The organism is Stenotrophomonas sp. YJH_SMC_57 (assembly GCF_059369755.1).
Genome location: NZ_JCAFSZ010000003.1, coordinates 338,768 through 357,603 on the forward strand (window position 1 = coordinate 338,768; position 18,836 = coordinate 357,603).

Here is an 18,836-nt window from a genome sequence, read left to right on the forward strand (position 1 = left end):
TTCCGTCCTGACACCGATGGCCCGCCATGTCGCAGCGTGAATGGGTGGCTGCCGCCATCCGCAAGATCGAAGCCGATTTCAACCGTTCCGCCGATACCCACCTGATCCCGCTGGCGCTGCCCGGGTTCGAGGGCATCGACCTGTACCTGAAAGATGAATCGAGCCATCCCACCGGAAGCCTCAAGCACCGGTTGGCCCGCTCGCTGTTCCTGTATGCGCTGGCCAATGGCTGGCTGCGCGAGGGCCGGCCGGTGATCGAGGCCTCCAGCGGCTCGACCGCGGTGTCCGAAGCCTATTTCGCGCGCCTGCTCGGCCTGCCGTTCATCGCGGTGATTCCGGCCACCACCTCGCCGGAGAAGATTGCGGCGATCGAATTCCATGGCGGCCGTTGCCACCTGGTCGAGCGCGCCTGCGACCTCAACTGCGATTCGGAAAAACTGGCCCGCGAAACCGGCGGCCACTTCATGGATCAGTTCACCTACGCCGAGCGCGCCACCGACTGGCGTGCCAACAACAACATCGCCGAATCCATCTTCAAGCAGATGGCCGAGGAACCCAGCCCGATCCCGGAATGGATCGTGTGCAGCCCCGGTACCGGTGGTACCGCCGCGACGCTGGGCCGCTATGTCAGCTATCGCCGGCACGACACCCGCATCCTGTGCGCGGACCCGGAAGTGTCGGTGTTCTTCGATGGCTACAAGGCTGCCGTGGCCGGTGAGCCGGACTGGCGAGGCCTGACCTGCAGCGGTGGTTCGCGCGTGGAAGGCATCGGCCGGCCGCGGGTGGAGCCGAGTTTCATCCCGACCAGCGTCGACGCGATGGTGAAGGTGCCCGACGCGCTGAGCCTGGCCGCGATGCGCCATGTCAGCCGCCAGCTCGGCCGCCGCGTCGGTGGTTCCACCGGCACCAACTTCATCGGCGTACTGCAGGCCGCGCAGTGGATGCGCGAGGCCGGTCACCACGGCAGCATCGTCAGCATCCTGTGCGACAGCGGCGAGCGTTACGCGCAGAGCTATTACGATCCGGCGTGGTACGTGCGGCAGGGCATTGATGTCGAGCGCGCCGATGCGCAGCTGGCGGCAGCGGTGGCCGGGCAGGGCTTGCCGGAACTGCCGTGGAGCAGCCTGGAAGCGCTGTAATGCGGCAACGCACGGCTGGATGTGGATCGGCGCGGTACAGTCGACTGTTAGTCGACTGCTCTCCGTTCAGGTCGTGAAAATGCCGCGCTGCGCGCGATAGTCGACTAACAGTCGACTCTACCGGTGACCGGTCACCGGTCACCGCTGCGGCCCGCTCAGTACCCCGCCGCGGTGAACGCATCCAGCACCGCATCACGCAAGGCATCGGGCAGCGCCTCGATGTCCATCGCGCGATCATCCAGGTGCAGGCTGGGATCCAGCGTGCTGGCGCGGCCCTGGGCAAGGGCCTGCAGCCACAGCAGCACGCAGATCACGAACTCGCGTTCATGGCCCAGCTGCAGCTGGCTGGCGCCGCGCTCGATCACTTCGAACGGGTACCACTCCTGGGCGTCATTGAACGTGCCGCCCTGCTGCAGCACCGCCTGCAGCTGCTGCAGGTGGCGCGGGGCGTCGTCGCCGGCATCGCACAGCGCGGCGATCCAGGTCAGTTCGGCCGGGCTGGCAGACAACGCCAGTGACCGCGCCGCTGGGGCGGATGCAACTGCAGCCAGACCTTCCATGTAGGGCCTCGTTCGGTACGTACCGCTGCGGACTCCCCCGCAGCCAGAGCTTCGAGCCGCGACCGTAAGGCCGACGTGAATGCCAGGCGTCACCCCCTTGTCAGCCACGCCCGCCAGCGCCATATGTACCAGGCTGCCCGCCTGCCGGGCCCGTACCCTGGAGATCTGCCGTGACCGCTGCCAACCCCCTGCTCGATTTTTCCGGCCTGCCGCGCTTCGAGGCGATCCGCCCCGAGCACGTGGCGCCGGCGCTGGATGTGCTGCTGGCCGAGGCCGAAGCGGCTGTCAGCGCCGCCGAGCAGGTGCAGCCAGTGCGCTGGGAGAGCTTCGTCGCCCCGCTGGATGACGCCACCGAGCGTCTGTGGCGCGCCTGGGGCCTGGTCGGCCATCTGCAGGGCGTGGTCAACACCCCGGAACTGCGTGAGGCTTACAACAGCAACCTGCCGCGGGTGACCCGCTTCGCCAGCGCGCTGGGCCAGAACCTGGCGCTGTACCGCCAGTACCAGGCGCTGGCCGCCAGCCCGGAAGCCGCGGGTTTTGACGAGGCCCAGCGCAAGGTGCTGGACAACACCCTGCGTGATTTCCGCCTGGGCGGTGCCGAGCTGGCGCCCGAGGCGCAGCAGCGCTTTGCTGCGATCAAGGAAGAGCTGTCGGCGCTGTCGGCGAAGTTCTCGCAGAATGTGCTCGACGCCACCGATGCGTGGTCGCTGATCATCGAGGATGAAGCGCGCCTGGCCGGCCTGCCGGAGGACGTGAAGGCCGCCGCGCACGCTGCGGCGGAAAAGGACGGAAAGCAGGGCTGGAAGCTGACCCTGCAGATGCCGTGCTACCTGCCGGTGCAGACCTGGGCCGAAGACCGTGACCTGCGCGAGATCCTGTACCGGGCCAGTGCGCAGCGCGCGTCCGAATTCGGCGACGACGCGCTGGACAACAGCGGCAACATCGACCGCATCCTGGCCCTGCGTACGGAGCTGGCCGCGCTGCTCGGCTTCGCTTCCTACGGCGATTATTCGGTAGCGACCAAGATGGCGCAGGACCCGGCCGAGGTGCTGGGTTTCCTGCGTGACCTGGCCGCGCGTGCCAAGCCGTTCGCGGCCAAGGATCGCGCCGAGCTGGAGCAGTTCGCGCGAGAACAGCTGGGCATCGACAGCCTGCAGGCCTGGGACCTGGCGTTCGCCGCCGATCGCCTGAAGCAGGCGCGCTACAGCTATTCCGAGCAGGACGTGAAGCAGTACTTCACCGAACCGAAGGTACTGGGCGGCCTGTTCTCGGTGATCGAGCAGCTGTATGGCCTGCGCGTGCAGGAAGACAGCGCGCCGGTGTGGCATGAGGATGTGCGTTTCTTCCGCCTGGTCGATGCGCAGGGCGCGCTGGTCGGCCAGTTCTACCTGGACCTGTATGCGCGCGAGGGCAAGCGTGGCGGTGCGTGGATGGATGATTGCCGCAACCGCCGCGAGCGCGCCGATGGCAGCGTGCAGACGCCGCTGGTCTATCTGGTATGCAACTTCGGCCGTGGTGCCAACGGCAAGCCGGCCACCTTCAGCCACAACGAAGTGACCACCCTGTTCCATGAGATGGGCCACGGACTGCACCAGCTGCTGACCCGCATCGGAGAACTGGGCGTGGCCGGCATCAATGGCGTGGAATGGGATGCGGTGGAACTGCCCAGCCAGTTCATGGAGAACTTCTGCTGGGAGTGGGACCACCTGCAGGCCATGACCGCGCACGTCGAAAGCGGCGAGCCGCTGCCGCGCGCGCTGTACGAGCGCATGCTGGCCGCGCGCAATTTCCACAGCGGTATGGCCACCGTGCGCCAGCTGGAATTCGGCTTGTTCGACATGCTGCTGCACAGCCAGTTCGAACCGGCGCAGGACAGCGTGCTGGCACTGCTGGACCGCGTACGCGCGGACGTGGCGGTGAACCTTCCGCCGGTCTGGAACCGCTTCCCGCACCAGTTCAGCCACATTTTTGCCGGTGGCTATGCGGCGGGTTACTACAGCTACAAGTGGGCTGAGGTGCTCAGCGCCGATGCCTACGCCGCGTTCGAGGAAGCACCGCAGGCACTGGCTGAAACCGGTGCGCGCTTCCGCGATGAAATCCTGTCGCGCGGCGGCAGCCGTCCGGCTGCGGAGAACTTCAAGGCCTTCCGTGGCCGCGCGCCGCAGATCGACGCGCTGCTGCGCCATTCGGGCATGGCGTAACGCCTTGGTAGGTGCCAACCTTGGTTGGCACCTTTTGGCAATAGTGCGGACCAAGGTCCGCACCCACCGGAGAGCGGTGCTCTATTCGGCGTAGATCATCTTCCGGCTCATGCCACCGTCGACGATGAAGTCCTGGCCGGTGGTGAAGCCGGACAGCGACGACAGCAGGTACACCGCCAGCGCGCCGATGTCCTCGGGGCGGCCAACACGGCCGACCGGGTGCTGGGCGTGATCGGTGGCCGAGTAGTCGGGTTGGTGGCGCCGCGGGGGCGCCTGCCAGGCCGTTGTACCGATCCAGCCGGGGCTGATGCTGTTGACCCGCACCGCCGGGCCGCTGCTGATCGCCAGCGCGTGGGTGAACGCGACCAGCCCGCCCTTGGCCGCCGCATAGGCCTCGCTGTGCGCTTCAGACTGCCAGGCGCGGGTCGAGGCGATGTTGATGATCGCGCCCTCAGTGCGGGCCGAGAGTGCCGGCAGTGCGTGCTTGCTGCACAGGAAGGCGCCGTGCAGTGACGACAGGCGGCGCTGCCATTCCTCCCACGCCATGTCCTGCAGCAATGTGCCATGCGGGCCGGCGATGCCGGCGTTGTTGACCAGTCCATCGATACGGCCGAACCGCTGCAGGGCCACCGCGATGAAGTCGCGCACGCTGGCTTCGTCGGCGATGTCCAGGCGCTGGAACGCGGCATCGTCACCGCGCTGCCATTCGTCCATGCAGGCCTGGCCGGCTTCCACGTCCAGGTCGCCGATCAGCACGCGTCCGCCGGCGCCGAGCACGGCCTGGGCGACGCCACGGCCGATGCCGTTGGCGCCGCCGGTGACCAGCACCACCTTGCCCTGCAGCGGTGCCACCGGCCACGCCGCGATCGGTGGCACCGTGTTCATGACAGGTCTTCGCCGCGCAGGCGGCGATGCCAGCCGTCCACGCCGATGCGGTCCAGGGTCTGGATGTTGCGCTCGACGATCACGTCGGGGTCCGGATAGACATCCACCGCGCGCGCCACGCTGTCTTCGCGCAGCAGGTGCAGGGTGGGGAAGGGCGCCCGGTTGGTGTAGTTGCTGGCGTCGTCCGCGGCCACGCCGTCGAACTGATAGTCCGGGTGGAAGCTGGCCACCTGCAGGATGCCCTGCAGGTCCAGCGCCTCGATCGCGGCGTCGGCGTTGTCGAGGAAGTCGTTGTAGTCGAGGAAATCGGTCAGCACCTGCGGATGCACGATCAGCGTGGTGTCGATCTGCTCGGCCGGGGTATCGCGGAGCAGCACCAGCTCTTCGGCCAGTTGTTCGACCAGCGCCTCGGGCGTGGTGGCGTCACTCAGCACGATGCGGACCTGGTCCTTCACGTACACCGCCTTGGCGAACGGGCACAGGTTCAGGCCGATCACGATGCGCTCCAGCCACAGGCGGGTGGCGGCGATCGGATCATCGGTGGGCAGGTGGGAATCGGTCATGGCGGGCACGTCGGCTGGCGGGGCGGCCATTGTAGGCGCGTCGCCGGCAACGCGCCGTCGTACCTGCCGGTGGCAGCGCCGGGTCACGCCCGGCGCAGGCCTCAGTCGCGGAAGTTGTTGAACTGCAGCGGCAGCTCGAACTTGCCGGCCTTGAGCACGGCAATGGCGTCCTGCAGGTCGTCGCGCTTCTTGCCCTGCACGCGCAGCTTGTCGCCGTTGATCTGGCTTTCCACCTTCAGCTTGGCGTCCTTCAGTGCAGCGGCGATCTTCTTGGCGATCTTCTGCTCGATGCCCTGCTTGACGGTGATCTTCTGCCGGGCCTGGGCCAGGTTGGTCTCGATGTCGCCGAATTCCAGGCTGAGCACGTCGATGCCGCGCGCGGCCAGGCGGGCGCGCAGGATGTCGTTCATCTGCTTGAGCTGGAACTCGGTCGGCGCGGTCTGGTTGATGACATCGCCATCGCGTTCGAACTTCGCGTCCACGCCCTTGAAGTCGAAGCGGGTGGCCAGCTCGCGGTTGGCCTGGTCGATGGCGTTGGTCAGTTCGTGGGTGTCGACTTCGGACACGACGTCGAAGGAAGGCATGGGCGCGGCTCCGCAGGATTCAGTGAGGGCCATTCTATCGTGCCGACCTGCCAGCTTTTTGTAGAGTCGAGCTTGCTCGACTGCTTTGTGAAGAGCAGTCGAGCAAGCTCGACTCTACGGAACGGCGCGGTCGGCGATAATGGGCCATGAACGTGCAACGCTCCCCCTCGCGCGCGGTGGCCTGGATGGTCGCGGCAGTCGCCTGTTTCTCGCTGATGGACGCTGGCATGAAGCAGCTGTCGGCCAGCTATCCGACGCTGGAAGTGACCTTCCTGCGCGGCGCGGCCTCATTGCCATTCGTGCTGGTCTGGGTGCTGGTCAGCGCCGGCCCGCGGTCGCTGGTACCGCGACGCTGGGGCCTGCACCTGCTGCGCGGCGCACTGGGCATGGCGATGATCGGCTGCTTCGTGTTCGCCCTGCGCGACCTGCCGCTGTCCACCGCCTACACCATCTATTTCGTCGCCCCGCTGCTGATCGCGGCACTGTCGGTGCCGCTGCTGGGTGAGCGGGTCGGGCCGCGGCGCTGGGTCGCCATCGGCATCGGCCTGGTCGGCGTGCTGGTGGTGCTGCGGCCGGGCGTGGACGGCTTCATTTCGGTGCCTGGGTTGATGGTGCTGGCCGCGGCCACCGCCTACGCCGTGGCCGCGATCACGGTCAGCCTGCTGACCCGCACCGACACCTCGCAGTCGATGGTGGTCTGGTTCCTGGTGATCATGGCCGTCGGCGCCGGCCTGCTGGCCCTTCCCGGCTGGGTGCCGCTGCAATTGGCGCACGCGCCGCTGATCGCCGGCATGGGCCTGGCCGGGGCACTGGGCCAGATCGCCTTGACCAAGGCCTTCCAGCTGGGCGAAGCCTCGATGATCGCGCCGCTGGAGTACAGCGGCCTAGTCTGGGTGATCGGCTGGGATCTGGCCTTCTGGGGCCAGCTGCCGGACGGCTACACCTGGGTGGGCGCGGCGATTATTGTCGCTTCCGGCCTATACCTGCTGCACCGTGAGCGGGTGAACCGGCAGGAGCCGCCGAAGCCGCTGGATCATCCCTGATCCCGAGGGGGGTAGTGCGGGCCGCTGGCCGGCAACTCCTCACGCTGGAGGGATCCGCTGCGGTTGCCGGCCAGCGGGCGGCACGACCGGGTGCGAGGCTTCACGGGCGCCTTAGAACCAAAAGGAATAACATTCCGGCTTATGGCGCGGGCGCGTGAGCGCCGGCGCTGGTAGGCTGCACGCCCCCTTCCGTCACCCAGCCGGTGAGCCACGCCCGTGATCGAGTTCCAGCGCCTGCACAAATCCTATGCCGTTGCCGGCCGCGAAGTCAGCGCGCTGCAACCGCTGGACCTGACCATCGAGGCCGGTGAGGTCTTCGGCATCATCGGCCATTCCGGCGCGGGCAAGTCGACCCTGATCCGCATGATCAACCGTCTGGAAGAACCCAGCGGCGGCCGGTTGCTGATCGGTGGCGAGGACGTCACCGCACTGGACGCGGACGGCCTGCGCGCGCTGCGCCGGCGCATCGGCATGATCTTCCAGCACTTCAACCTGCTGTCGTCGCGCACGGTGGCCGGCAATGTCGCCTTCCCGCTGGAGCTGGCCGGCACGCCGAAGGCGGAGATCGACGCGCGCGTGGCCGAGCTGTTGCAGACGGTGGGCCTGGAGGCCCATGCGCAGAAGTACCCGGCGCAGCTGTCCGGTGGCCAGAAGCAGCGCGTCGGCATCGCCCGCGCGCTGGCGACGCGCCCGCAGATCCTGCTGTGCGACGAAGCCACCAGCGCGCTCGACCCGCAGACCACCGCCTCGGTGCTGTCGCTGCTGTCGAAGATCAACCGCGAGCTGGGCCTGACCATCGTGCTGATCACCCACGAGATGGACGTGATCCGTCGCGTCTGCGATCGCGTCGCCGTGCTCGATGCCGGGCAGATGGTCGAGACCGGACCGGTCACCCGGGTGTTCCTGCACCCGCAGCACCCGACCACGCGCCGATTCGTCAGTGAATCTGAGCATGTCGACGAAGGCGCGCTGCACCGTGATTTCGACGCCGTCGGTGGCCGCATCGTGCGCTTGACCTTCCTCGGCGGCGACACCTACGAGCCCTTGCTGGGCAGCGTCGCGCGCGAGACCGGCGTCGATTACAACATCCTGTCCGGCCGCATCGACCGGATCAAGGACACCCCGTATGGCCAGCTGGTGGTCGCCCTGGTGGGCGGTGACCAGTCCGCCGCGCAGGCCGCGTTCGTGGCCGCCGGCGTGCACGTTGAGGAACTGCGTCGATGATCATCGCCACTGCCGGCGGCTTCTTCCGCCACCTGGATGCGGGCAAGTGGGCCGATATCGGCCAGGCCACCGTCGACACCCTGCTGATGCTGCTCGGTTCGCTGCCGCTGACCCTGGCCATCGGCCTGCCGCTGGGCGTGCTGCTGTACCTGTTCGGCGCCCCGCAGATGAAGCGCCGGCCGCTGGCCTATGGCGTGCTGGCGCTGGTGGTGAACCTGCTGCGCTCGGTGCCTTTCATCATCCTGATGATCGTGCTGATCCCGGTCACCCTGTTCCTGATGGGCACCTCGCTGGGCGTGCGCGGCGCGATCGTGCCGCTGGTCATTGGTGCTGCGCCGTTCTATGCGCGCCTGGTCGAGACCGCGCTGCGCGAGGTTGACCGCGGTGTGATCGAAGCGACCCAGGCGATGGGCGCCACCACCTGGCAGCTGGTCACCCGCGTGCTGCTGCCGGAAGCGCGTCCCGGCCTGATCGCCGGTGCCACGGTCACCACCGTGGCCCTGATCGGCTTCACCGCGATGGGCGGTGCGATCGGTTCCGGTGGCCTGGGCGACTTGGCCTTCCGCGACGGCTACCAGCGGTCGCACACCGACGTGGCCCTGGTCACCGTGGTCCTGCTGCTGGTGCTGGTGCAGCTGCTGCAGATGCTCGGCGACCGCCTGGTCGCGCATTACAGCCGCAAGTAACGGGGGGCCGGGCGACGCCCGGCATCGTCCGGGTAGTGCCGGCCGCTGGCCGGCAACCTGCAGAACGTCGATATTGGGCTTGTCATAGCGCGGGACTCTGGAAGCCGCCACGCCCATCAGGAATCGATATCGCCAGACTGGGACTGGCAGCACAGCGCCTTCCTTGGTATGTTCCGTTCAACGTAATACGTTGAACGGAATGATCCGTTCATTCCGCTGCAAGCAGACCCGCGCCCTGTTTGAAGGAACCTGCCCCCGTGCCTGGCGTCCAATCCGGCGCGTGGCAGAACGCAAATTGCAACTGCTCGATTCGGCACAGACGTTGGCCTTCCTCCGCAGCCCGCCCGGGAACCGCCTCGAGGCGCTGTCAGGCGATCGGAGAGGGCAATACAGCCTTCGTATCAACGATCAGTGGCGGCTCTGCTTTACCTGGACCGACAGCGGCGCCGACGCCGTGGAAATTGTTGACTATCACTGAGGTGCCCGCCATGAAGCGTCCCCACAACGGCATGCGCGCCATCCATCCTGGCGAGATCCTGCGCGAAGAGTTCCTGCTTCCCCTGGCGCTGAGCGTGAATGCGCTGGCGAAGGCCTTGGATGTGCCCGCAACGCGACTGCACGCCATCGTGCACGGCCAACGCAGCATTTCGGCGGATACAGCGGCGCGGCTGGCGCGGCATTTCGGTGGGGATGCCGCGTCCTGGCTCGCGATGCAGGCGGCCTACGATCTGAAGACCTTGCCAACACGCAGCGAAATCGAACGCCGGGTGCAGCCACGCGCGGCGTGAAGCCGGTCGCACGGACCCGGCTCCGCAGCCACGATCCGATCAGCGCACGTTCGGTACTTCGTAGCCCAGCTTGCCGACCTGGTCTGGATGCTGCGGCACGCGCTTGAGCTTGTCGGTATTCACGCCGTACTCGTCGCGCAGGCGCTCGGCCAGCTCCTTGTACAGGGCTTTGTCCATGTCCGGCTTGCGCGCGAAGATCCAGGCCATCTCGCGGCCCGGGTAACCGATCAGCGCCCAGGAATAGTCCGGGGCCACTTCCAGCACACGCGAATGGGTCGGCACGACACGGTAGAACCAGGTACGCCAGCCGTGGTTGCCGCTGTCCGGATCAACACTGGCACGTGCGCGCACTTCCTGCAGCGGTTCGCCGAAGCCGTCCCGGTAGCGGTAGGTGATGCCGACCTTGTGCGCGTCGCGAAGCTCGTACTCGTTGACGCTGGCGACATGCCCGCGTTCGATGAAGTTCGGCACGCGGCCGATCACGTACCAGGTGCCCATGAAGCGCTTCAGGTCGATCGGCGCGTCCAGAGCGGCCGCGTCGGTGGCGCGGGACGATGGCGGCTCACTGGCGGCCACGGCGGGGCCCGCCAGCGACAGGGCCAGCAGCACGGCGCAGAACGGGCGGATCGAAGTCATGCGGGAGCGGGCTCCAGTGGGCTTGCACGCGCATGGTCGACTGTGTGCACGCGATCCGTCAATGGTGTCGCAGTCCGTGAGAAGGCCCTTGCCCACGCTGTGTTGCATTGTCCACCGGAGAAGCCCCATGAACGTACGTTCCGTCCGTCGCCCTGCAACTGAACGCGTCATCTTCGAGCGCGCCGATCCACGCCTGCTGCGCGGCGTGCAGCAGGTGGCGCTGGCCGGCGTGGCGCTGGTGCTGGTCTGGCCGGCCGCGCGCGGCAGCAGCGCCTGGCTGGGCTGGCTGCCGATGTGGCTGGTCGGCATGCCGCTGGTGGCGTGGTGGGCACTGCTGCGTTTCCCGCTGCCGCGCCTGTCATGGCTGCGGCTGGCACGTCGTACCGGTGGACAGGCGCGGCGCCGTCCGGCTTCGGCTGCGCGCGGTCGACGCCGCCCGGCGGCCACGGCCTGACCTTCGACACGGGGGCGACCGCGACATTCCGTGCTAGCGTTCCACGGCTTATGACTGCCTGGAGCTGCAATGTCACGACTCGCTTCCGCCTGCCTGCTGGCCGGCATGATGACCGCTGCCTCGGTGGGGACCGCCGTGGCCGCTGAAGACACCGATCGCTACGCCTGGCTGGAGGACGTCACCGGCGACAAGCCGCTGTCCTGGGTCAAGGAACAGAACGCCAAGTCCGAGGCGCGCCTGGCGCAGACCCCGGCCTTCAAGCAGATGGAGACCAGCATCCGCGAGGTGCTCGACTCCGATGCCAAGATCCCCGGCGTGCAGAAGATCGGCGACTACTACTACAACTTCTGGAAGGACCAGCAGCACGAGCGCGGCCTGTGGCGGCGCACCACGCTGGCCGAGTACCGCAAGGCCTCGCCGCAGTGGGAGACCGTGCTCGACCTGGACGCGCTGAACAAGGCCGAGGGCGAGAACTGGGTCTGGCACGGCGCCGACTGCCTGCGCCCGGACTACAGCCGCTGCCTGATCGCGCTGTCGCGCGGCGGCGCCGATGCCGACGTCACCCGCGAGTTCGACCTGGCCAACAAGGCCTGGATCAAGGACGGCTTCTTCCGTCCGGAGTCGAAGGGTGGCCTGAACTGGATCGACCGCGACACCGTGTTCGTCTACACCGACTTCGGTGCCGGTACCATGACCACGTCCGGCTATCCGCGCGTGGCCAAGCTGTGGAAGCGCGGCACGCCGATGGCCTCGGCCAGCGTGGTGTACGAAGGCAAGCCGGAAGACATGTACATCGCGGCGATGCACGATGACACCCCGGGCTTCGAGCGCAACCTGGTCAGCCGCACGCTGGCGTTCTACAACAACGAGATCTACCTGCGTGGCGACGACGGCACGCTGACCAAGATCGACGCGCCGAACTCGGCCGAGAAGGGCCTGCACAAGCAGTGGCTGACCCTGGAGCTGCGCGATCCGTGGACCGTGGGTGGCAAGACCTATGCGTCCGGTTCGCTGCTGGCGACCCGGCTGGACGACTTCCTGGCCGGCAAGCGTGACTTCGAGGTGCTGTTCACCCCGACCGCGACCACCTCGCTGGCCAGTGCCACCTGGACCAGGAGCCACCTGGTGCTGAACGTGCTGGACGACGTCAAGAACCGCCTGTCGGTGCTGACTCCGGGCGCCGATGGCTGGCAGACCAGCCGCTTCGTCGGTGCGCCGGCCTTCGGCACGCTGGGTGTGTCCGCCGTGGACAGCAACGACAGCGACGCGGTGTGGCTGACCGCCACCGACTACCTGACCCCGACCACGCTGGCCCTGGCCGAGATCGGCCAGCCGCCGGAAACGCTGAAGACCATGCCGGCCTTCTTCGATGCCAAGGGCAAGGTGATCGAGCAGCACTTCGCCACCAGCAAGGACGGCACCCGCGTGCCGTACTTCGTGGTGCACGACAAGGCGATGAAGCTGGATGGCTCCAATCCGACCCTGCTGTACGGCTACGGTGGCTTCGAGATCTCGCTGACCCCGAGCTACTCCGGTGGCATGGGCCGCGCCTGGCTGGAGAAGGGCGGCGTGTACGTGGTCGCCAACATCCGCGGCGGTGGCGAGTACGGCCCGCGCTGGCACCAGGCGGCGCTGAAGCAGAACCGCCACAAGGCCTATGAAGACATGGCTGCGGTGGCACGTGACCTGGTCAAGCGCAAGATCACCACCGCCAGGCACCTGGGCGTGCAGGGCGGCAGCAACGGCGGCCTGCTGACCGGCAACATGCTGACCCAGTACCCGGAACTGTTCGGTGCGGTGGTGGTGCAGGTGCCGCTGCTGGACATGAAGCGCTACAGCCATCTGCTGGCGGGCGCCTCATGGATGGCCGAGTACGGCAACCCGGACACCAGTGACTGGGAGTTCATCAAGACCTTCTCGCCGTACCACCTGTTCGACGCGAAGAAGAACTACCCGCCGGTGCTGTTCACCACCTCCACCCGCGATGACCGCGTGCACCCGGGCCATGCCCGCAAGATGGCGGCGAAGATGATCGACGCCGGCAAGGACGTGACCTACTACGAGAACATCGAAGGCGGTCACGGCGGCGCAGCCAACAACGCGCAGGCCGCGCATATGTCGGCGCTGGCCTACAGCTTCCTGTGGGAGCGGTTGGGCGGCAAGTAAGCAGAACGGAGAACGCCGCCCCAAGGCGGCGTTTTTCTTTACCGGTAGTGCCGGCCGCTGGCCGGTAAACCGCGGATGTGTGGGTGATGCCGTTGCCGGCCAGCGGCCGGCACTACCGTCAACGTGATCCTTGCCAACGCTTCAACCCGCGCGCAATCCGCGCCACCGCTTCCTGCAATCGTGGCACTTCCTGCGTGTACGCCAGGCGCACGTGCTGGTTGGCGCGATGGAAGCCGAAATCCAGGCCCGGGGTGAACGCCACGTGCTCGGTTTCCAGGAAGTGGGCACAGAACGCCTGCGCGTCGTCGGTGAACGCGCTGACATCGGCATACAGGTAGAACGCGCCCTGCGGCTCGACTTCGATGCGGAAGCCCAGTTCGCGCAACGCGGGCAGCAGGAAGTCACGGCGCTGGCGGAAGGCTTCGCGGCGCTGCTCGAAGATCGCCATCGATGCTTCGCTGAAGCAGGCCAGCGCTGCATGCTGGGCAATGCTCGACGCGCTGATGTACAGGTTCTGGGCGAGCTTCTCCAGATCAGGCACGGCCGCAGGCGGTGCCACCAGCCAACCCAGCCGCCAGCCGGTCATGCCGAAGTACTTGGAGAAGCTGTTCAGCACGAACGCGCTGTCGTCCACCTGCAGCACGCTGGGCGCGTCCAGGCCGTAGGTCAGGCCGTGGTAGATCTCGTCCACCACCAGGTGGCCACCGCGCGCGTGCAGGCTCTGCGACAGTGCCGCCAGTTCATCAGCGGACAGCACGGTGCCGGTTGGATTGGCCGGTGAGGCAACCAGCGCGCCGACGCTGTCGGCATTCCAGTGCTGTTCCACCAGCGAAGGGGTCAGCTGATAGGCGGTATCCGGCCCGACCGGCACCAGCTGCGCGCCGCCTTCGACCAGGCGCAGGAAGTGGCGGTTACAGGGATAGCCCGGGTCGGCCAGCAGCCAGTGGCGGCCGGGATCGACCAGCAGGCTGCTGGCCAGCAGCAGCGCGCCGGAACCACCCGGGGTGACCAGGATGCGTTCGGGGTCGATATCCAGCGCGTAGTGGCTGCGATAGAAGCCGCTGATCGCCTGGCGCAGGGCCGGTAGGCCGCGTGCGGCGGTGTAGCGGGTATGGCCGGCGGACAGTGCGGCCTGGCCGGCGCGCACCACGGGTTCGGCGGTGGTGAAGTCCGGTTCGCCGATCTCCAGATGGATCACATCGTGGCCGGCCTGCTCCAGCGCCTGTGCGCGGGCCAGCAGGGACATCACGTGGAACGGGGCGATTTCATGGCTGCGCCGGCTGTAGCCCGGCGTGTGGGGCAGGGTACTCATGCGCCCATGGTACGCCGGGCGGCAAGGGTGCGCCGCAGCGGTGGTAGAGTCGAGCTTGCTCGACTGCGGTTGCGGTCAGTCGAGCAAGCTCGACTCTACCTACGCCACGGACGCCATTGCGTAACCGCACCAGGAGCCTTATCTCATGAAATCCACCCTCTGCCTGTTGCTTGCCAGCCTGATGACCACCACCGCTACCGCTGCCACTCCGCCCGTTCCGCCGGATGCCGCCAAGCATCCGCACGTGGTCAAGGCGCCGTTCGGCGCGACCCGCAACGACGACTATTACTGGCTGCGCGACGACAAGCGCGAAAACAAGGACATGCTGGCCTACCTGCAGGCCGAGAATGCCTACGCCGACCAGCTGCTGGCACCGCTGAAGCCGCTGGAAGACACCCTGTACAAGGAGATCGTCGGCCGCATCAAGCAGGACGATTCCAGCGTGCCGGCGCGCGAGCGCGGCTACTGGTACTACAGCCGCTTCGAGACCGGCCAGGACTACCCGATCCATGCGCGCCGCAAGGGTGGCATGGATGCGGCCGAGGAAATCCTGCTGGACGTCAACGCGATGGCCGCCGGCAAGGGCTACTTCAGCGTCGGTTCGATGGAAGTGAGCCAGGACAACCAGCTGCTGGCCTGGGCCGACGATGACGTCGGCCGTCGCCAGTACACGATCCGCTTCAAGGACCTGGCCACCGGCAAGGTGCTGCCCGACGTGATCACCGGCAGCTCCGGCGATCTGGTCTGGGCCGACGACAACCGCACCGTGCTGTACGTCGAGAACGATCCGGAAACCCTGCTGACCGTGCGCGTCAAGAAGCACGTGCTGGGCACCCCGGCCAGCGCCGACACCGTCGTCTACGAAGAGAAGGACGACAGCTTCTACATGGGCATCGGCCGCACCCGCGACGATCGCTTCATCACCATCGGTGTGCACAGCACCGTGTCCTCGGAAGAGCGCTATGCGCCGGCCAGCGACCCGACCACCTTCACCGTGCTGGCGCCACGCCAGCGCGACGTCGAGTACGACGCCGATCACTACGACGGCCGCTGGGTGATCCGCACCAACGATGGTGCGAAGAATTTCAAGCTGGTCACCGCGCCGACCGACGCCACCTCGCGCGCGCAGTGGAAGGACTGGATCGCGCATGACGATGCGGTGTTCATCGAAGGCTTCGAGCTGTTCGACAGCTACACCGCCATCGCAGAACGTTCCGAAGGCCTGGAGCGCATCCGCCTGCTGTTCAAGGACGGCCGCAGCGATTACGTGAAGGCCGATGAGCCGGCGTATTCGATGGGCCTGGGCGACAACACCGAGGCCGATACGCCGTGGCTGCGCTACGTCTACACCTCGATGACCACCCCGACCACCGTGTTCGAGCTGAATACCGCTACCGGCGAGCGCCGTCAGTTGAAGGTGCAGCCGGTGATCGGCTATGACGCCTCGAAGTACGAAACCGATCGCGTCTGGATCACCGCGCGCGATGGCGTGAAGGTGCCGGTGTCGCTGGTCTACCGCAAGGGCTACCAGAAGGACGGCAAGGGCGCGTTGTTCCAGTACGCCTATGGCAGCTACGGCATGTCGATGGACCCGTACTTCAACCAGACCGCGGTGAGCCTGCTCGATCGTGGCGTTGTGTATGCCATCGCCCACATCCGCGGTGGCCAGGAGATGGGTCGCGACTGGTACGAGAACGGCAAGCTGCTGCACAAGCAGAACACCTTCAACGATTTCATCGACGTCACCCGGGGCCTGGTGGCGCAGGGCTGGGCGGCGAAGGATCGCGTCGCCGCGTCCGGTGGCAGCGCCGGTGGCCTGTTGATGGGCGCGGTGGCCAACCAGGCCCCGCAGGATTACCGGGTGATGGTGGCGCAGGTGCCGTTCGTCGACGTGGTCACCACCATGCTCGACCCGACCATCCCGCTGACCACCAACGAGTACGACGAGTGGGGCAACCCGGAGCAGAAGCCGTTCTACGACTACATGCTGTCCTACTCGCCCTACGACAACGTGAAGAAGCAAGCCTATCCGGCGCTGTTCGTCGGTACCGGCCTGTGGGATTCACAGGTGCAGTACTGGGAGCCGGCCAAGTGGGTGGCCAAGCTGCGTGACGACAACACCGGCCATTACCCGATCCTGTTCCGCACCAACATGGAAGCCGGCCACGGCGGCAAGTCGGGGCGCTTCCAGCGCTACCGCGAGCTGTCCGAGTCGTATGCGTTCGTGCTGCAGCAACTGGGCATCGCCCAGCCGTGATCGCAACGGGGTGCCGGGCGTTGCCTGGCACCCTGAACCGGTATCCTTCGGCCATGAGCGCGCCTGATCCTTCCGCCCCCCGCGATGCCCCCGCGCCCCCGCGCGTGGTGCGTTTCCGCTGGGCGTGGTGGCTGCTGGCCTACGTCAGCCTGGGTACCGGCATCGTCGGCATCTTCGTGCCGGGGCTGCCGACCACCGTATTCATCCTGATCTCGGCCTGGGCCGCCTCGCGCGGTTCCGAACGCCTGCACAACTGGCTGCTGCAGCATCCGCGTTTCGGCCCCGCCATCGCCAACTGGCAGGCGCATGGCGCGGTCAGCCGCTACGGCAAGTGGATGGCCACGATCACCATGGCGGTGTGCGCCGCGATCATGCTGTGGTGCGTGCCGATCGCCTGGGTGAAGTGGTTTTCGATCGGCAGCATGACCGTGGTGGCGATCTGGCTGTGGACGCGACCGTTGCCGCCACCCGTGGATTGAGCGCCTGCGGTAGTGCCGGCCGCTGGCCGGCAACCCGATCCCCTGCACCAACCGCTCAGCCGCCAATGGCTATACTCGGGGCATGAAGATCCCCCATCGAAACGTCATCCTGATTCCGCTGGCAGCGGCCTCGCTGCTGTTCCTTGCCGCCTGCGGCAACAAGGGCCCGCTGGTACTGCCGCAGAAGCCGGTGCCGGTGGAAGAGACCGTCGAACCGGCAGCTGCACCTGAAGCGACCCCGGCGGCCACGCCGGCCGCGACCCAGCCGACCAGCGACGGCAGCCCCTCGGTCACCCCGGACCCGATCAAGCCGGTGGACGGCGGGAATGAGTAAGGCCGGTTCCACGGCCCTGCGTTTCAGCAAGATGCATGGCGCGGGCAATGATTTCGTAGTGATCGACCTGCGTGACGGCACCGCACCGCCGACGCCCGGGCTGGCCGCGCGCCTGGCGGATCGCCATACCGGCGTGGGCTGTGATCAGATCCTGACCATCGAAGCGCCGCGTGCGGACGGTTCGGTGGCCTCCTACCGGATCTGGAATGCCGACGGTTCCAACTCCGAGCAGTGCGGCAACGGCGCGCGCTGCATTGCCGCGTGGCTGGTGCGCGAGGGCAGTGCGCAGGGCGACGTGTTCGTGATCGACAGCCCGCTGGCCAGCCATGAAGTGAAGGTGCTGGGCGATGGCCAGTTCGCGGTGACCATGGGCGTGCCGGCATTCGAGCCGTCCACCGTGCCGCTGGTGGGTTTTGCCCACCCGCGCGAGGAATACCTGCTGCCGCTGCAGGGCGAGAGCGTGCGGTTCGCCGCGGTGTCGATGGGCAACCCGCATGCGGTGATCGAAGTGGGCCTGATCGACGCGGCGCCGGTCGAGCGCGTCGGTGCGCTGCTGCAACAGCACGCGTCGTTCCCGCGCTCGGTGAACGTGGGTTTTGCCCAGGTGATGGGCCCGGATCATGCGCGCCTGCGCGTGTTCGAGCGTGGCGTCGGCGAAACCCTGGCCTGCGGCAGTGGCGCCTGTGCCGCCGCCGTCACCCTGATGCAGCGCGGCCGGCTGCAGCGTGATGCACGCATCAGCCTGCCCGGGGGCGAGCTGCGCATCCAGTGGCCGGGCGATGGCCAGCCGGTGGTGATGGCGGGCCCGACCGCATTCGTCTTCGAAGGGGAGTGGATCGCATGACCGAAACCGTCGACAAGCTCGGGGCCCACGACGTTGCCGCCTGGTTGCGGCGGCATCCGGGCTTCCTCAAGCAGTTCCCGGACCTGGCCCTGACCCTGGTGGTGCCGCGTGACGACGGCCCGACCGCGTCGCTGGCCAGCTACCAGCTGGAAGTGCTGCGCGAGAAGAACCGCGAGCTGGCACGACGGTTGGCCGACCTGGGCGCGACCGCCCAGGTCAACGAACGCCTGGCGGTGCGCACGCACCAGCTGACCCTGGCGTTGATGAAGCAGGACAACGCCGCCGACACCCTGCGCGCGATGGCCGCTTCATTGCAGGAAGACTTCGCCGGCGATCTGGTGCGGCTGGTGGTGCATACGCCGGTGGCCGGGCTGGAGCAGGCCGACTGGCTGCAGGTGATCGCCGCCGATGATCCGCAGCTGGGTCCGTTCCGCGATTGCCTGAAGGACGGCGAGCCGATCTGCGGTCGCCTGCAACCGGAAAAGAATGCCGTGCTGTACGGCGTGCGCAGCGAGGAAGTGCAGACCACCGCACTGCTGCCGCTGCCCGGTGTGGGCCTGATCGCAGTCGGCAGCCATGACCCGAACCGCTTCTACCCGGGCATGGGGACGCTGTTCCTGCGCATGATGGGCGACGCCCTGGTCACTGGCCTGAAGCGCTTCGCGGGCTGAGCAGGGTACG

Annotated in this window: 20 protein-coding genes; 14 read left to right on the forward strand and 6 right to left on the reverse strand. The window is 67.3% G+C overall.

Going from position 1 to position 18,836, the window contains the following annotated elements:
• Positions 1–26 precede the first annotated feature (26 nt).
• The gene (locus AC5P7U_RS05640; RefSeq protein ID WP_495220855.1) at positions 27–1,139 is read left to right on the forward strand and encodes a PLP-dependent cysteine synthase family protein; all 1,113 of its coding nucleotides are present in this window, start codon (positions 27–29) and stop codon (positions 1,137–1,139) included.
• 155 nt (positions 1,140–1,294) lie between these two features.
• On the opposite strand, the gene AC5P7U_RS05645 is transcribed toward AC5P7U_RS05640, so the two are convergent.
• On the reverse strand, positions 1,295–1,699 hold the full coding sequence (locus tag AC5P7U_RS05645; RefSeq protein WP_006471153.1) for a hypothetical protein: 405 nt from the start codon (positions 1,697–1,699) through the stop codon (positions 1,295–1,297).
• A gap of 170 nt (positions 1,700–1,869) precedes the next feature.
• On the opposite strand from AC5P7U_RS05645, the gene AC5P7U_RS05650 reads away from it, so the two are divergent.
• Positions 1,870–3,900 carry a M3 family metallopeptidase gene (locus tag AC5P7U_RS05650; protein ID WP_495220856.1) on the forward strand — a complete coding sequence of 677 codons (2,031 nt, stop codon included), beginning with the start codon at positions 1,870–1,872 and terminating at the stop codon, positions 3,898–3,900.
• An 81-nt stretch (positions 3,901–3,981) separates the two neighbouring features.
• Here the strand turns inward: AC5P7U_RS05650 and AC5P7U_RS05655 are convergent, their stop codons facing one another.
• The 3 genes from AC5P7U_RS05655 to AC5P7U_RS05665 all read right to left on the reverse strand — a co-directional run bounded on the left by AC5P7U_RS05655 (position 3,982) and on the right by AC5P7U_RS05665 (position 5,932).
• Complete coding sequence (locus AC5P7U_RS05655) at positions 3,982–4,785, reverse strand: SDR family oxidoreductase (RefSeq protein ID WP_495220857.1); 804 nt, start codon at positions 4,783–4,785, stop codon at positions 3,982–3,984.
• Positions 4,782–5,348, reverse strand: a complete 567-nt coding sequence (locus AC5P7U_RS05660; RefSeq protein ID WP_164086601.1) for a DUF1415 domain-containing protein — start codon at positions 5,346–5,348, stop codon at positions 4,782–4,784. The genes AC5P7U_RS05655 and AC5P7U_RS05660 overlap by 4 nt, the downstream gene beginning before the upstream one ends.
• Positions 5,349–5,449: 101 nt before the next feature.
• On the reverse strand, positions 5,450–5,932 hold the full coding sequence (locus tag AC5P7U_RS05665; RefSeq protein ID WP_006471121.1) for a YajQ family cyclic di-GMP-binding protein: 483 nt from the start codon (positions 5,930–5,932) through the stop codon (positions 5,450–5,452).
• A gap of 146 nt (positions 5,933–6,078) precedes the next feature.
• Here AC5P7U_RS05665 and AC5P7U_RS05670 point away from each other — a divergent pair, with 146 nt between their 5' ends.
• From AC5P7U_RS05670 to AC5P7U_RS05690, 5 genes are all read left to right on the forward strand, one after another.
• Positions 6,079–6,975, forward strand: coding sequence for a DMT family transporter (locus tag AC5P7U_RS05670; RefSeq protein WP_006471120.1), 897 nt, complete (start codon positions 6,079–6,081; stop codon positions 6,973–6,975).
• A gap of 216 nt (positions 6,976–7,191) precedes the next feature.
• Positions 7,192–8,199 (forward strand): methionine ABC transporter ATP-binding protein, encoded by a 1,008-nt coding sequence (locus AC5P7U_RS05675; RefSeq protein WP_006471119.1) that lies wholly within the window; start codon positions 7,192–7,194, stop codon positions 8,197–8,199.
• Positions 8,196–8,885, forward strand: a complete 690-nt coding sequence (locus AC5P7U_RS05680; protein WP_008264736.1) for a methionine ABC transporter permease — start codon at positions 8,196–8,198, stop codon at positions 8,883–8,885. The genes AC5P7U_RS05675 and AC5P7U_RS05680 overlap by 4 nt, the downstream gene beginning before the upstream one ends.
• A gap of 199 nt (positions 8,886–9,084) precedes the next feature.
• A complete protein-coding gene (locus AC5P7U_RS05685) occupies positions 9,085–9,363 on the forward strand; it encodes a type II toxin-antitoxin system RelE/ParE family toxin (protein WP_053450845.1) in 279 nt (92 codons plus the stop codon).
• 10 nt (positions 9,364–9,373) lie between these two features.
• Positions 9,374–9,673: a HigA family addiction module antitoxin gene (locus tag AC5P7U_RS05690; protein ID WP_006471116.1), complete on the forward strand. Its 300-nt coding sequence runs from the start codon at positions 9,374–9,376 to the stop codon at positions 9,671–9,673.
• Between the two features lie 39 nt (positions 9,674–9,712).
• Here AC5P7U_RS05690 and AC5P7U_RS05695 read toward each other — a convergent pair whose 3' ends face one another.
• Complete coding sequence (locus AC5P7U_RS05695) at positions 9,713–10,309, reverse strand: lipocalin family protein (protein WP_308308480.1); 597 nt, start codon at positions 10,307–10,309, stop codon at positions 9,713–9,715.
• A gap of 127 nt (positions 10,310–10,436) precedes the next feature.
• Between AC5P7U_RS05695 and AC5P7U_RS05700 the strand changes: the two genes are divergently transcribed.
• Positions 10,437–10,763, forward strand: coding sequence for a hypothetical protein (locus tag AC5P7U_RS05700; protein ID WP_197607183.1), 327 nt, complete (start codon positions 10,437–10,439; stop codon positions 10,761–10,763).
• A 69-nt stretch (positions 10,764–10,832) separates the two neighbouring features.
• A complete protein-coding gene (locus tag AC5P7U_RS05705; protein ID WP_495220858.1) occupies positions 10,833–12,929 on the forward strand; it encodes a prolyl oligopeptidase family serine peptidase in 2,097 nt (698 codons plus the stop codon).
• A gap of 118 nt (positions 12,930–13,047) precedes the next feature.
• On the opposite strand, the gene AC5P7U_RS05710 is transcribed toward AC5P7U_RS05705, so the two are convergent.
• Positions 13,048–14,241: a pyridoxal phosphate-dependent aminotransferase gene (locus tag AC5P7U_RS05710; RefSeq protein ID WP_495220860.1), complete on the reverse strand. Its 1,194-nt coding sequence runs from the start codon at positions 14,239–14,241 to the stop codon at positions 13,048–13,050.
• A 145-nt stretch (positions 14,242–14,386) separates the two neighbouring features.
• On the opposite strand from AC5P7U_RS05710, the gene AC5P7U_RS05715 reads away from it, so the two are divergent.
• The 5 genes from AC5P7U_RS05715 (at position 14,387) to AC5P7U_RS05735 (ending at position 18,826) form a co-directional block, all read left to right on the forward strand.
• Positions 14,387–16,498, forward strand: a complete 2,112-nt coding sequence (locus AC5P7U_RS05715) for a S9 family peptidase (protein WP_197565027.1) — start codon at positions 14,387–14,389, stop codon at positions 16,496–16,498.
• Positions 16,499–16,551: 53 nt separating this feature from the next.
• Entirely contained in the window at positions 16,552–16,977 is a 426-nt protein-coding gene (locus AC5P7U_RS05720; RefSeq protein ID WP_006471105.1) for a YbaN family protein, read from the forward strand.
• Between the two features lie 82 nt (positions 16,978–17,059).
• Positions 17,060–17,311, forward strand: coding sequence for an LPS translocon maturation chaperone LptM (gene lptM, locus AC5P7U_RS05725; RefSeq protein WP_049456714.1), 252 nt, complete (start codon positions 17,060–17,062; stop codon positions 17,309–17,311).
• Positions 17,304–18,155 carry a diaminopimelate epimerase gene (gene dapF, locus AC5P7U_RS05730; RefSeq protein WP_006471090.1) on the forward strand — a complete coding sequence of 284 codons (852 nt, stop codon included), beginning with the start codon at positions 17,304–17,306 and terminating at the stop codon, positions 18,153–18,155. Before lptM ends, dapF begins: the two co-directional genes overlap by 8 nt.
• Entirely contained in the window at positions 18,152–18,826 is a 675-nt protein-coding gene (locus AC5P7U_RS05735) for a DUF484 family protein (protein WP_006471089.1), read from the forward strand. The genes dapF and AC5P7U_RS05735 overlap by 4 nt, the downstream gene beginning before the upstream one ends.
• Positions 18,827–18,836: the final 10 nt, after the last annotated feature.